Source organism: Thioalkalivibrio sp. ALgr1, assembly GCF_000378285.1.
Lineage (GTDB): Bacteria > Pseudomonadota > Gammaproteobacteria > Ectothiorhodospirales > Ectothiorhodospiraceae > Thioalkalivibrio.
In genome coordinates this window covers 1-12,433 of the sequence record NZ_KB905135.1, presented here as the reverse complement: position 1 = coordinate 12,433, position 12,433 = coordinate 1, and the positions used below count along the sequence as shown (strand labels likewise).

Here is a 12,433-nt window from a genome sequence, read left to right as displayed (position 1 = left end):
CGGGGCCAGGCCCCGGTGAAACGGAATTCGTGGCGCCGGAAGTTTACTCGCTGGCGAGCGAGAATCAAGAAACAGGTGTCTCGGTGGCCTCCGCGCGCCCGAAGCGCCCCTCGTACAGGCGCAGCAGGGCGGGGATCACGAACAGCACCAGCAGGGTCGCGAAGGCCAGTCCGAACACGATCGAGATCGCCATCGGGATCAGGAACTGGGCCTGCACCGAGCGCTCGAACAGCAGGGGTGTAAGCCCGGCGATCGTGGTGACCGAGGTCAGGATGACCGCGCGCAGGCGCTGACAGGCGGCCTCTACGATCGCCTCGCGCAGAGCGAGTCCGGTCTCCCGCAGCCCCTGGTAGAAGCTGACCAGGATGATCGAGTTGTTGACCACGATCCCGGTCAGTCCAAACAGGCCGAACAGTGACAGGATGGTGAGCTCCACACCCATCACCCAGTGCCCGAACAGTGCGCCGAGAATCCCGAACGGGATGATTGCCATCACGATCAGCGGCCAGCCCCAGGAGGCGAACACCCAGGCCAGCACGATGTACATCAGCCCCAGCGCCAGCAGCAGGCCCATCCGCATGTCGGCAAAGGTCTCTTCCTGGTCGGCCGCGCGCCCTTCGAAGGAGTACTCGACGCCATAGCGGGCAGCCAGCTCGTCCAGCGGCCCGTCCTCGAGTGCCGCCCGGATACGGGCGGCGTTGTTCACCGCCCGATCCACCTCGGTCGAGACCTGAATGGCCAGCCGCGTATCGGCGTGGCGCAGGGTCTCGAACCCCTGGCGTGAACGCAGTTCCACGACGTCGTCCAGTGGCACGAAGGCCCCGTCCGGCAGGCGCAGGTTCAGCCGCTCCAGGCTCTCGCTGCGGTGGCGCTCGCCATCCGGCAGTCGTACGCGCACCTCCACTTCCTCCAGCCCGTCCTGATAGAGCTGGGCGAGGTAGCCATCAAAGGCGTTGCGCAGCTGCAACCCGACCGATTCGGTCGTCAGCCCGACCGCGCGGCCCTCGGGCTTCAGCTGGAATACGAACTGCTCGCGCCCGAACGGGGTGTCGTCGCTGGTGGCGAACGTCCCGGGGAAGTCGTCCAGCATGTCGGCCAGTTCCAGCGCCGCCTCCTTCAGTACATGCGGGTCGTCCCCGGTCAGGCGGATATCGAGGTCACGCCCGGGCGGACCGGTCTGGCGCTCGTCGATGGAGAAGTTCTCGATTCCCGGGGCCTGGCGGATGCGGTCCTCCCATTCGCGGATGAACTCGCGATTGCGCACGGTCCGTTCTTCCGGCGAGACCAGTTCCACCTGGATGTTGCCGAACTGCTCCCCCTTGGGCGCATTGCCATCGCCCGGGTCGATCCCCTTGCCGAGGCGGGTCACGGAGGTGCGCACGAGGTTGCCGCCCAATGCCTCCTCGGTCTCCTCAAGAGCGCGCTCGGCGTGGATCAGGAACGACTCCACCCGCTCCGGCGGGGTGCCGGCGACGAAGTTCACCCCGGCGTTGACGATGGTGCCCTCGGGCGAGGGGAAGAAGGTGAAGCCGATGCGGCCACTGGCGGCCAGACCAATGGCCAGGATCAGCGCGCCCACGGCCAGTGCCAGGGTGACGCCCGCGTGGTCCACCGAGTGCGTAACAGCGCGGCGGAACGGGCCATTTCTCAGCCGTTCGAAGCCGGCGTCGAAGCGTGCCCGCAGGCTGTTCGGGGCGGGCTCCTTGAGCCGATGCATCACACCCTTCAGGTGGGCCGGCAGGATCAGGAACGCAATCAGCAGGGTTGCCACGATCACGCAGATCACCACCAGCGGGATGTCGAACAGGATGTTTCCGATTACCCCGCCGATCAGCATCAGCGGCATGAAAGCGGCGACCGTGGTCAGCGAGGCTGCGATCACCGGACCGACCATGCGCCGGGCGCCGTCGCGTGCGGCCCGGCCCGCGTCCAGCCCGCGCTGGTGCAGGCTGTAGGCATGCTCCGAGACCACGATCGCGTTGTCGACGATGATCCCCAGCGACATGATGAAGCCGAACAGCGAGATCATGTTGATCGAGCCGCCCACCAGCCACAGCACGACAAACGCGGCGGTGAACGCGATGGGGATGCCCAGCGCCACGCGTAGCGCGACATGCCGGTTGAGGAACAAAAACAGAATCCCCAGCACCAGCATCAGGCCGCCGAGGCCGTTTTTCAGCAGCAGGTTGATGCGCTCGGCCAGCAGTTCCCAGAAGGCATCCATCACCTGGAGATCCACGCCCGGGGGCAGGGCGGGTTTGGTCTCCTCCAGCCAGTCTTCGAGGACGCGCGCGGCCTCCAGCGAGTCACCCGTCTCCGAGCGCAGCAGCTGCATCTCGATAGCGGGCTTGCCGTTGGCACGGGTGCGTACCTCGCCATCGCGCGGGCGCAGTTCGATGTCGGCGATATCGCCCAGCCTGATCCGCCCCAGATCGGTGTCGCCGCGCAGGATCAGCCGCTCGAAGCCGACAACATCGCGGGCCTGCTCCAGGCTGCGAATCTGGCGCGCGGTATCGTCGCGCCCGACCGAGCCGGCGGGGAAGTCCTGCGCCATCTCGCGGATCTGCGCACCGATCTGGTCCAGCGTCATGTCCAGTCGATAGAGCTCGCGCGCCGGCACCTGGATGGCCATCTCGTCTTCAGTCAGCCCGGTGAACTCGATCTGGGCGATCCCGGCATCTAGCAGTTCACGTTCGAACTGCCGGGCCAGCCGGCGCAGCTGCTGCGGGTCTTCCGGGCCGGTGATCAGCAGCCGCGCCACGGGCTCGTAGCGGATGATCCGTTTGACCACCGGGGTTTCCGCGTCTTCCGGCAGATTGCGCTGCTGGTCGACGCGGTCGTTGACCTGCTCGGCGGCCCGCGTCATGTCGGTGCCCGCCTCGAACTCCAGCGTGACCACGCCAACGCCCAGCGCAGAGGTCGAGGTCATGTTGCGCAGGCCGTCCACGGTGCGCAGGTCCTGCTCCAGGGGATCGATGATCGCCTGTTCCACGTCCTCCGCGCTGGCGCCGCTCCAGACCACTTCCACGACCATGAAGTCCAGTTCGAAGTTCGGGAAGAACTGGGTGTTCAGCTTGGTCAGTGCGAACGCCCCGGCCAGCAGCATCAGCGCAATCAGCAGATTCGCGGCCAGGCGGTGTTCCAGGAACAGCTGAATCGGACCACGCGGTGGCTGGCCGTTGTCGCGCGATCCCCCGCCGGGCATCGGGCGCTCGTTCGGGCCGTCGCCGGCGCGCTGGCCGGGATCGGCGTCAGTCATCGTTCGGGTCCTGTTCCCCGTTGCTGTCGGAGGCGCGCGGGATCGCGGCATCGCGGTCCGGGCGTTCGCCGGGCTCCTCGACCTCGACCTTCAGCCCGTCCACGGCATTTGGCAGGCGGGTGGCGACCAGGATGTCGCCCGTCTCCAGATCCGGGTGACGGATTAGCGCCCGGACGTCCCCGGCGTCGGTCACGAACTCGCCGAGGCGCTCGATCCGCAACGACTGCATGCGGCCATCGACGACGCGGAAGACCTGGTCTCGGCCATACAGGGCCTCGTAGGGCACGGCCACGCTGTCGGCCTCGGCCGGTAGCCGCAGCGTCAGCTCGACGAAGCGGTTTAGGTTCAGCGCCGAATGACCCTCGCGTACCTCGAAGACGCCGCGCGTCCCGGCTTCGCCCGCGCGCGTCTCGCCTTCCAGGCGTGCCAGTTCCGTGCGCACCGTGCGCCCGCCCACCCGGGCATGGGCAGTCAGCTCCTCGCCCGCGTCCAGCAGTTCCTCGATGCGCGGCAGGATGTAGGCCGGGATGCTGGCGCGAATCTCCAGGTCGTCGAGCGCGAACAGGCGCACCAGCGGGTCGCCCGGGCGTGCACGCTCGCCGACGGCCACCTCGACTTCGACTATCCGGGCATCGAAGGGTGCGGTGATCGTGGTGCGCTCGAGATCGATGCGCGCCTGATCCTCGGCAGCCCGCGCGCGCTCCAGGCGGGCCTCTGCCTGGGCCATGCGCATCGGGGCATCGGCAATCGCCTGCTCGCGGTTGTCCAACGTCAGGCTGGCCTGTTCCAGGGCCTCCCGGGCTGTGTCCACGTCGGTCTCGGAGCCGAGATCGCGTTCGCGCAGGTTCTGCGCCCGGCGCAGCCCACGCTCGGCGATCTCCAGGAGTTCGCGTTCGCGCACCAGGGCCTCGCGATCGAAGCGGGCGCGGATCTCCTCGCTCTCTTTTGCGCCCTCGAGCTCACGGCGTTCGGCCGTGCGCTGGACGAGCAGCAGTTCCGCCTCGCGCGGGTCGATGCGCAACAGGGTTTCGCCAGCCTCCATGCGCGCCCCGATCCGGGCTGGGACGGCTTCGATTTCGCCCTCCACGGCTGCGCGCAGGGTGGCCGTCTGGGCCGACGCGCTGCGCCCGTTCAGCAGGATGCCTGGGTGGTGTTCGCCCAACTCGGCCACCAGCCCCTGCACCGGCCAGGTGCGCTCGGTGGCCTCCGGCGCAGGCGCCTCGGGGCCCGTCGCACGCAATACGAGGAAGCCCACGATCGCAGCGGCGAGGATCAGCAAGGGGGGCAGGGCACGTCGAAGAAGGCGCGGCATGGTGTTCTCGGTCGGATGGGGCAGGGCCGGTCGGTTGGAGGCACTAAAGGGTCGGAGGGTTCCTTCCCGGCGCGTTATTCTAAGCGAATTGTCTGTGTGCGCGACCCCGCCTCCTCGATGATCCTCGCTGGGTTAGTATGCGGCCAGCCACAAATCTGGAGAGCGCGATGATGAAACTCGGCGTATTACGAAATCTCGGGGCCGTCGCCCTGGTCCTTGGCCTCGGTGTGGGCGGTGGTACCACGATGGCCGAGGAGGCCCCGGAGGCGTGCGAATGCCTGGAAGGGCTGGAGATGGAAGGCACGCCATGGGTGCGCCTGGTACCGGGGGATACCACCGCCGGCTACCTGGAGCTGCGCAATACCGGCGGGTCCGATCGCCGCATCGTGGCCGCCGAGTCGCCGATCGCCGAGACTACCGAATTGCACGAGCACACCCACGAGGATGGCGTGATGCGCATGCGCGAGGTCGAACACCTGGATCTGCCCGCGGGCGAGGCCCTGGTGCTGGAGCCGGGCGGCCTGCACCTGATGTTCATCGGTCTGCACGAGCCGCTGACGGCCGGTGACTGGGTCGCCGTACGTGTGACCTTTGAGGACGGCGAGACCATGGATCTGCACATGCAGGTCCGCCGCGGCGAGGCCGAGGGGGGTGCCGGGCACGATCACATGGAACACGATGACGCGGGTCACGGGCACGGCGGTCACGGGCACTGACGCGCCCGCCCGAACGGGCCGAATCAGTTCTCCGGCCGGTTCGGGATCTCGATCGTCGCCTCGGCGCGCAGGGCCTCCAGCTTTTCCTGAATGGCGCGGCTTTCCAGGATCTCGATGATCTCGGCGCGCACCTCGTCCAGCGGCGGGACTTCCACCTCGCGGGTGTCGTCCAGACGGATCAGGTGCCAGCCAAACTGGGACTGCACGGGCGCATCGGTGGTCTCGCCGCGCTCCAGGGCCTCGGTGGCGGCGGCGAATTCCGGCACCATGCCATCGGGCGTGAACCAGCCCAGGTCTCCGCCCCGAGCGGCGGATCCCGGGTCGATGGAGTGCTCCTCGGCCAGCTCCGCAAAATCCGTCCCGTCGTCCAGTTGTGCCAGCAGCTCGCGCGCGCTGTCTTCGTCCTCGACCAGGATGTGACGCGCGCGGTACTCCGTGCCGCGCAGGTATTCGACCTGGCGCTCGTATTCCGCTTCCACGTCCTCTTCGCTGATCTCGAGCTCCTCGGCGATGCGCTCCATCAGCATCGAAGCCAGCAGATTGGTCTCGACCATCTTCAGGATGCGCTGGATCTCGGGGTCGTCGCCCAGCCCGCGCTTCAACGCCTCCTGGCGTAGCAGCTCCAGGCTGATGACCTCGTCCAGCACACCTTCGCCCTGCGTGGCCAACCCCGGATCCTCGTCCATGCCGGCATAGGTGAACAGGTCGGCGCGGGTGATCGCACGATCGTTAACGATGGCCACCGTGTCCTCGTCATCGGTATCGGTGATGACCGTGTCGAGCTCGCTAGCCTCTTCGTCGGGCAGCGGCAGACCCTCGTCGCCATTCCCGCAGGCGGCCAGAAGGCCCGCGAGGGCGAGAGTGGCAACGAGCGCGGCGGGACGGGTACGCATGATCAAAACACCTGCTTGAAAGGACGAACGTCCACCGAGGTATAGACCCCCGCGGCGACATAGGGGTCGGCGTTGGCCCAGTCGTGGGCGGCCTCCAGCGACGGAAACTCGGCCACGATCAGGCTGCCGGTGAACCCGGCGGGGCCCGGGTCGTTGCTGTCAATCGCCGGCAGCGGACCGGCCAGGACCAGGCGACCGGCGTCGTGCAGCGCCTGCAGGCGGGCGACGTGTTCCGGCCGCGCGGCGAGGCGGGCATCCAGCGAGTCGGGCGCGTCCTGGCCCTGGATCATGTAGAGCATTGATCGGCGTCTCCGTGGGTTGGGACGTAAATTCTAACGCAGCCAGACCGCCTTATAAGCGGCGCCCACCATGCGCTACACTGCGCGCCTTGTCATCAGTGGCCCGACTTCATGATCGCGATACACCCCGAAAACCCGCAGCCCCGGTTGGTCCGGCAGGTCCTGGATCGGCTGCACGAGGGCGCCGTGATCGCGATCCCGACCGATGCCTGCTATGCCCTGGCCTGTTTGCCGGGCGACAAGGCCGGCGCCGACCGTATCCGCCGCATTCGCCAGGTCGACGAGACCCATCACCTCACGCTGCTGTGCCGGGATCTCTCGGAGCTTGGCGTCTATGCCAAGGTCGACAACACGGCCTTTCGCCTGATGAAAGGCCTGACGCCCGGGCCCTATACCTTCATCCTGCCGGCCACGCGCGAGGTGCCGCGCCGCCTGCAGCACCCCAAGCGGCGCACCATTGGCCTGCGCGTTCCGGACAGCCGCATCGTCTCGGCGCTGCTGGAGGAACTGGGATCGCCGCTGATGACCGCGACGCTGCAACTGCCGGGCGAGGATCTGCCGCTGAGCGAGCCCTGGGTGATCGACGAGCGGCTGTCAAAGGTCGTGGACGAAGTCGTCGATGGCGGGGCCGGCACCCTGGAGCCGACGAGCGTGATCGACCTGACCGGTGACGTACCGGAGATCATCCGTCACGGTGTCGGCGACGTGGCGTTTCTTGAGGAATAGCAGGGGCATGGAGGCCCGGGGAGATGCGTGATGCGTAAATGGATCGTGCTGGTACTGGTGTTGCTGATCGTGGTCGCCGCCTGGCCGGTGTTTGTCGGTGGGCAGGTCGAGCGCAACGTGACCGAGGCCCAGCAGGCACGCATCGGCGAGGTGGATCTGCGCCACGAGATGGTCGAATACCGGCGCAGCTATCGCACCGCGACCGCTCGCAGCGAGCTGACGCTCAATGACGGCGAGACCGAACTGGTCATTCCGCTGGAACATCGGGTACGCCACGGCGTGCTCGGCGCCCGCGGCGAATCGAACGTGGACCTGGGTGCCCTCGAGGCCCCGGAGGGCTCGCTCGCGGCCCATCTGCTGCACGAGCTCGATCTGGTCGTGCAGACGCACGCCGGCATGGGTGGTCGTCTGACTACGCGTGTGCAGTTCGAGCCCCTGACGCTGGACCTGATGGAGGTCCCGGATGTGGCCGACCGTGTTGATGGCGAAGGGCCGTTGTGGCTCGAGCTGGATGCGGGCCAGGGGCGCTTTGCCTGGTCGGCGGAGCAGCTGCTGCTGAGCCTGGACCTGCCCGCACTGCGTCTGAATGACGACGAGGCGGACCTGCGAGTGGAGCAGGGCCGTTTTGCGACCGTGTTTGAACCAGACGAGGATGGCATCTACGGCCGCCTGCCCGATTACGAGGGCGGCCTGGCGGCCGCGCAGCTGCGCTTTCGCGACGAGCAGGGCGAGATGGAGCTGACCCGGCCGCGGGTGAATGCCTTCCAGAAGACCAATAACGATCGCCTGGACAGCCGCCTGCGCCTGGAGATCGACGAGGTCCGCCTGCGCGAGGCGGACGCCGACGTGCTGGAACTCGAGACTGTCGATCTCCAGTTTGCGATGCTGCGCTGGGATCGCCCGGCACTGCTGCAGATGATCCAGGACCTGGAGGTGTTGCAGGAGCGTGACCTCGAACGCGGGCAGCGTCTGGCGCTCGGCGGGTCGGTGATCACCGATGCGATCGAACGCATGATCGAGCATCGGCCGGCGGTCGAGCTGAAGGCCTCGTTCAATGAATCCCCCGCGCATCAGGTGGCCCTGGAGACCGAACTGGGCCTGCGCGGTGATGCGCGCGGCTTCCGCACCCGGCCACTGGAGACCCTGGTACTGGACAGCGAGCTGCGGCTCGGGCTGGAATGGGTCCGCGAGTTCGACGCGGCCTATCCCGACGCGGAGCTGGACGAGCGTCTCCATGCCCTGGCGGCGCAGGGCTGGCTGCAGCGCGACGCCGATGCCGAGCTCTGGCGCGGGCACCTGAATATGGAAGACGGTCGGGTGTACGTGAACGAACGCGATCGTACGGCGGCCCTGTTGGGCATGCTGTTTGCCTTGTCGGGCGGTATGTTCTGAATCGTGCCCAACGAACCCCACGAATAACGGAGAAGGAACCACTCGTGACCAGCAACCAGGGAACGAACCAGCGCGTGATCTCGGGCATGCGCCCGACCGGGCACCTGCATCTGGGCCATTATCACGGCGTCCTGAAAAACTGGATCGAGCTGCAGCACAACTACGAGTGCTTCTTCTTCGTCGCCGACTGGCACGCGCTGACCACGCACTACGAAGACCCGGGTGATCTGCAACAGCATGTCACCGAGATGGTGATCGACTGGCTGGCGGCCGGGGTGAGTCCCGGCTCCGCCACGCTGTTCGTGCAGTCGCGCGTGCCGGAGCATGCGGAGCTGCACCTGCTGCTGTCGATGATTACCCCGCTCGGCTGGCTGGAGCGCGTGCCCACGTACAAGGACCAGCAGGAACAGCTGCGCGAGAAGGATCTGGCGACCTACGGCTTTCTGGGGTACCCCGTGCTGCAGAGCGCGGATGTGCTCGCCTACCGCGCCGGCATGGTCCCGGTTGGCGAGGATCAGGTATCGCATCTGGAAGTCACGCGCGAGATCGCGCGCCGCTTCAACCATCTCTATGGCCGCGAGCCGGGGTTTGCGGAGAAGGCCGAGGCCGCGGTCGACAAGATGGGCAAAAAGGCCGCCAAGCGTTACCGCGACCTGCGCAAGCGTTTCCAGGAGCACGGCGAGGACGAGGCGCTGGAAGTGGCCCGGGCCATGCTCGAGTCGCAGCAGAACATCTCGCTGGGGGATCGTGAACGCCTGTTCGGCTACCTTGAAGGTGGTGGCAAGATCATCCTGCCGGAGCCCCAGGCCAAGCTCACGCCCACTGCGAAGATGCCGGGGCTGGACGGGCGCAAGATGTCCAAGAGCTATGGCAACACCATCAGCCTGCGCACCGAGCCGGCCGAGGTGGAAAAACTGATCCGCACCATGCCGACCGACCCGGCGCGCGTGCGCCGTACTGATCCCGGCACGCCGGAGAAGTGTCCGGTCTGGGACCTGCACCTGGTCTATACCGACGAGGCCAGCCGTGCCGAGCTGCACGAGGGCTGCACCTCGGCCGGGATCGGCTGCATCGACTGCAAGCGCCCGCTGATCGAAGAGGTGCAGGCGGAACTGGAGCCGATCCAGCAGCGCGCCAAGGAGTATGCCGAGGACCCGGCCCTGGTGCGCTCGATCATCGTCGAGGGCTCCGAGGCCGCGCGCGAAGAGGCGCGCGAGACCCTGGAAGAGGTACGCCGCGTGATGGGCCTGGATTACCTGCGATGACCCCATTCGGGAAGCTCCCACCGAGATGAGCCATGGACCCGCGCGATGAGCTGACGGACCTGGAGAACTCCGCGACGGTCGAGACCGGAGCGGAAGGCGAGTTTGTCTATCGCGTGCATGGCGAGCCGGTGGCCGAGCTGCCGGCCGATCTGTATATCCCCCCGGATGCACTGGAGGTCTTCCTCGAATCGTTCGAAGGTCCGCTGGACCTGTTGCTGTACCTGATCCGCCGGCAGAACCTCGACATCCTCGCCATCCCGATCGCCGAGATCACCCGTCAGTACATGGCGTATATCGAGGTCATGCGCGCGCTGCGCCTGGAGCTGGCCGGCGAGTATCTGGTGATGGCGGCGCTGCTTGCCGAGATCAAGTCGCGCATGCTGCTCCCGCGCCCGGTGCAGGCTGACGCGGACGAGGACACGGATCCGCGCATGGCGCTGATCCGGCAGCTGCAGGAATACGAACAGTTCAAGACCGCGGCCGAACGGCTGGACGAGATCCCGCGCATGGACCGCGACGTGTACGCCGCCGCTGCCAGCGTCGAGGCACTGGAGGGGCCGCCACCCCCGGCCCCCACGATGGACGAGTTGATGGAGGCCCTGGCCGCCGTGATGCATCGGGCCAGCCTCTCCGCACACCATCACATCTCCACCGAGCAGTTGTCGGTGCGCGAGCGCATGAGCAGTATCCTCGAGGTCCTGCACCCGGAGCGCTTTACCGACTTCGTCACGCTCCTGCTCGCCTCTGAAGGGCGCCAGGGCGTGGTGGTTTCGTTTCTCGCCGTGCTGGAGCTGACCAAGTCCGGCCTGGTGGAGTGGGGCCAGAGCGAACCCTACAGCCCGATTCGCCTGCGCCGTCGGGGTGGCCGGCCGGACACGGAGGATGCATGAACGACGTCACCAGCCCTGAGGCCCCGCAAGCCGCTACCGAGATCGACACCGACACGCTCGGTGCCATCGAACTCGCGATCGAGGCGGTCCTGTTTGCCGCCGCCGAGCCGGTCGCGCCGCGCGACCTGAAGGCCGCCTGCGAGGACCTTGGCGAGATCGATCAGCCGACCCTGGACCAGGCGATTGGCCGGCTGCAGGAGCGCTATTCGGATCGCGCCATCGAGCTGGTGCGCACCGCTGGCGGCTACCGCTTCCGGGTGCGGGCCCGCTTCTCGGCCACGGTGCAGGCGGCGCAGCCCGAACGCCCCGCGCGGCTGTCGCGCGCGCTGCTGGAGACGCTCGCGATCATTGCCTATCGCCAGCCGGTGACGCGCGCCGAGATCGAGGCGGTACGCGGCGTGGCAGTCAGCTCCGGCATCATGCGTACCCTGCAGGAGCGCGAATGGGTACGCGTGGTAGGGCACAAGGAGGTGCCCGGTCGGCCTGCGCTGTATGCGACGACGCGGACGTTCCTCGACGACCTGGGCCTGAAGCGGCTGGAGGAGCTGCCGCCGCTGGACGCGATCCGCGACCTGGCGGACGTCGCCTCCGACGCGGGCTTCACCCTGGCACCGCCCGAGGACGACGCCAATGGCCAGCTCCGCCTCGAGCCCGCCCCCGAATCCGACGACGACACCCGCTAGCCGTCGGCGCTTCAAGGCTGGCCCTGGTTCGGCGTCCGGTGTTTATGTGCCTTCGGTCCGCATACTGCCGTGCGCTCACTCGCGAGCGTGCCGCGAGGTACTTCTTTGCTCGTGCAAAGAAGTACCCAAGAAACACGCCCGACTGCCGCGACCCCGGCCCGCTGTGCGGGCCGGGGTTTCCCTCGCTCCGAGGGTTTTCGCGGGCGGCGCTGAAACTCGCTGCGCTACGCTCCGCTCAGACAGTCAGCGCCTCTCTTCCCGCGAAAACCCTCTCCACTCGGCGCGACGACAACGGGGGTGAAGGTCAAGGCAACAGCTGTCCCGGCGATTGTGCTTATGGATGGTGTGCTGGTCTAATTTTCGTGGACACCTCGATCGGTGGAATGATTGGGATCTGATCGAGGAGACGATATGGGACGCAGGAATTTTGATCCGGAGTACAAGCTTCGGGTGGCCCGGATGGTGGTGGATGAGGGCCAGAATGTGCCGCAAGTGGTGCGGGACACCGGGGTCGGCGAGACGGCCGTTCGACGCTGGGTCGAGCAGCTCAAGGCGGATCGCGCTGGAGAAGCCGGCGACGGCCGGCCCCTGACGCCGGAGCAGCGGCGAATCCGGGAGCTGGAGGAAGAGAACCGTCGGCTGCGGGAAGACAAGGCCATCCTAAAAAAGGCCTCCGCCTTCTTCGCCCGGGAACTGAAGTGATGCATCGCTGCATCACGACCCTGACGGAGAAGGCTTCGGTGCAGCGGGTCTGCGATCTGCTGGAGGCGAGCCGTTCGGGCTACTACGCGGCGCAGACGCGCGGCCGGCGACTGCGCCGGCCTTGTGCGCTGGGACAGCGGGTCAAGGAGGCGTTCGAACAGTCGGAGTGGACCTACGGCAGCCGCCGTGTGCAGGCGGCGCTGCGGTCGGATGGCGTTGAGGTCGGCCGCTACCGGGTCCGCCGTCTGATGCGGGAGCAGGGGCTGCGCCCGGTCTGGAAGCGGGCGTTCGTGGTC

At 67.4% G+C, this 12,433-nt stretch carries 12 protein-coding genes; 8 read left to right on the top strand and 4 right to left on the bottom strand.

What is annotated here, in order from left to right:
- Positions 1–64: 64 nt before the first annotated feature.
- Together F466_RS0109420 and F466_RS0109415 are read right to left on the bottom strand one after the other, a co-directional pair.
- Positions 65–3,259 (bottom strand): efflux RND transporter permease subunit, encoded by a 3,195-nt coding sequence (locus F466_RS0109420; RefSeq protein ID WP_018993982.1) that lies wholly within the window; start codon positions 3,257–3,259, stop codon positions 65–67.
- A complete protein-coding gene (locus F466_RS0109415; RefSeq protein ID WP_018993981.1) occupies positions 3,252–4,571 on the bottom strand; it encodes an efflux RND transporter periplasmic adaptor subunit in 1,320 nt (439 codons plus the stop codon). The genes F466_RS0109420 and F466_RS0109415 overlap by 8 nt, the downstream gene beginning before the upstream one ends.
- A 167-nt stretch (positions 4,572–4,738) precedes the next feature.
- Between F466_RS0109415 and F466_RS0109410 the strand changes: the two genes are divergently transcribed.
- Entirely contained in the window at positions 4,739–5,287 is a 549-nt protein-coding gene (locus F466_RS0109410) for a copper chaperone PCu(A)C (protein ID WP_018993980.1), read from the top strand.
- A 23-nt stretch (positions 5,288–5,310) separates the two neighbouring features.
- Here F466_RS0109410 and F466_RS0109405 read toward each other — a convergent pair whose 3' ends face one another.
- Together F466_RS0109405 and F466_RS0109400 are read right to left on the bottom strand one after the other, a co-directional pair.
- Entirely contained in the window at positions 5,311–6,180 is an 870-nt protein-coding gene (locus tag F466_RS0109405) for a peptidylprolyl isomerase (protein WP_018993979.1), read from the bottom strand.
- A gap of 2 nt (positions 6,181–6,182) precedes the next feature.
- The gene (locus F466_RS0109400; protein WP_018174102.1) at positions 6,183–6,479 is read right to left on the bottom strand and encodes a YciI family protein; all 297 of its coding nucleotides are present in this window, start codon (positions 6,477–6,479) and stop codon (positions 6,183–6,185) included.
- A 111-nt stretch (positions 6,480–6,590) separates the two neighbouring features.
- Between F466_RS0109400 and F466_RS0109395 the strand changes: the two genes are divergently transcribed.
- From F466_RS0109395 to F466_RS0109365, 7 genes are all read left to right on the top strand, one after another.
- Positions 6,591–7,205: an L-threonylcarbamoyladenylate synthase gene (locus F466_RS0109395; protein ID WP_018174101.1), complete on the top strand. Its 615-nt coding sequence runs from the start codon at positions 6,591–6,593 to the stop codon at positions 7,203–7,205.
- A gap of 30 nt (positions 7,206–7,235) precedes the next feature.
- Positions 7,236–8,597 carry a DUF945 family protein gene (locus F466_RS0109390; RefSeq protein WP_018993978.1) on the top strand — a complete coding sequence of 454 codons (1,362 nt, stop codon included), beginning with the start codon at positions 7,236–7,238 and terminating at the stop codon, positions 8,595–8,597.
- A 44-nt stretch (positions 8,598–8,641) separates the two neighbouring features.
- Positions 8,642–9,862 carry a tryptophan--tRNA ligase gene (locus tag F466_RS0109385; RefSeq protein ID WP_018174099.1) on the top strand — a complete coding sequence of 407 codons (1,221 nt, stop codon included), beginning with the start codon at positions 8,642–8,644 and terminating at the stop codon, positions 9,860–9,862.
- Between the two features lie 32 nt (positions 9,863–9,894).
- Positions 9,895–10,752 carry a ScpA family protein gene (locus tag F466_RS0109380; protein WP_012983092.1) on the top strand — a complete coding sequence of 286 codons (858 nt, stop codon included), beginning with the start codon at positions 9,895–9,897 and terminating at the stop codon, positions 10,750–10,752.
- Positions 10,749–11,435: an SMC-Scp complex subunit ScpB gene (scpB, locus tag F466_RS0109375; protein WP_018993977.1), complete on the top strand. Its 687-nt coding sequence runs from the start codon at positions 10,749–10,751 to the stop codon at positions 11,433–11,435. Before F466_RS0109380 ends, scpB begins: the two co-directional genes overlap by 4 nt.
- A 411-nt stretch (positions 11,436–11,846) precedes the next feature.
- Positions 11,847–12,137 carry an IS3 family transposase gene (locus F466_RS0109370; protein WP_018993976.1) on the top strand — a complete coding sequence of 97 codons (291 nt, stop codon included), beginning with the start codon at positions 11,847–11,849 and terminating at the stop codon, positions 12,135–12,137.
- Positions 12,137–12,433: IS3 family transposase (locus F466_RS0109365; protein WP_018993975.1), on the top strand; the 297-nt coding region annotated here is incomplete at its 3' end. The genes F466_RS0109370 and F466_RS0109365, both read left to right, overlap by 1 nt.

Excerpts from the sequence above, each read along its gene's own strand:
- F466_RS0109420 (WP_018993982.1), bottom strand. The coding sequence starts at position 3,259 with ATGACTGACGCCGATCCCGGCCAGCGCGCCGGCGACGGCCCGAACGAG.
- F466_RS0109415 (WP_018993981.1), bottom strand. The coding sequence starts at position 4,571 with ATGCCGCGCCTTCTTCGACGTGCCCTGCCCCCCTTGCTGATCCTCGCC.
- F466_RS0109410 (WP_018993980.1), top strand. The coding sequence starts at position 4,739 with ATGATGAAACTCGGCGTATTACGAAATCTCGGGGCCGTCGCCCTGGTC.
- F466_RS0109405 (WP_018993979.1), bottom strand. The coding sequence starts at position 6,180 with ATGCGTACCCGTCCCGCCGCGCTCGTTGCCACTCTCGCCCTCGCGGGC.
- F466_RS0109400 (WP_018174102.1), bottom strand. The coding sequence starts at position 6,479 with ATGCTCTACATGATCCAGGGCCAGGACGCGCCCGACTCGCTGGATGCC.
- F466_RS0109395 (WP_018174101.1), top strand. The coding sequence starts at position 6,591 with ATGATCGCGATACACCCCGAAAACCCGCAGCCCCGGTTGGTCCGGCAG.
- F466_RS0109390 (WP_018993978.1), top strand. The coding sequence starts at position 7,236 with ATGCGTAAATGGATCGTGCTGGTACTGGTGTTGCTGATCGTGGTCGCC.
- F466_RS0109380 (WP_012983092.1), top strand. The coding sequence starts at position 9,895 with ATGGACCCGCGCGATGAGCTGACGGACCTGGAGAACTCCGCGACGGTC.
- scpB (WP_018993977.1), top strand. The coding sequence starts at position 10,749 with ATGAACGACGTCACCAGCCCTGAGGCCCCGCAAGCCGCTACCGAGATC.
- F466_RS0109370 (WP_018993976.1), top strand. The coding sequence starts at position 11,847 with ATGGGACGCAGGAATTTTGATCCGGAGTACAAGCTTCGGGTGGCCCGG.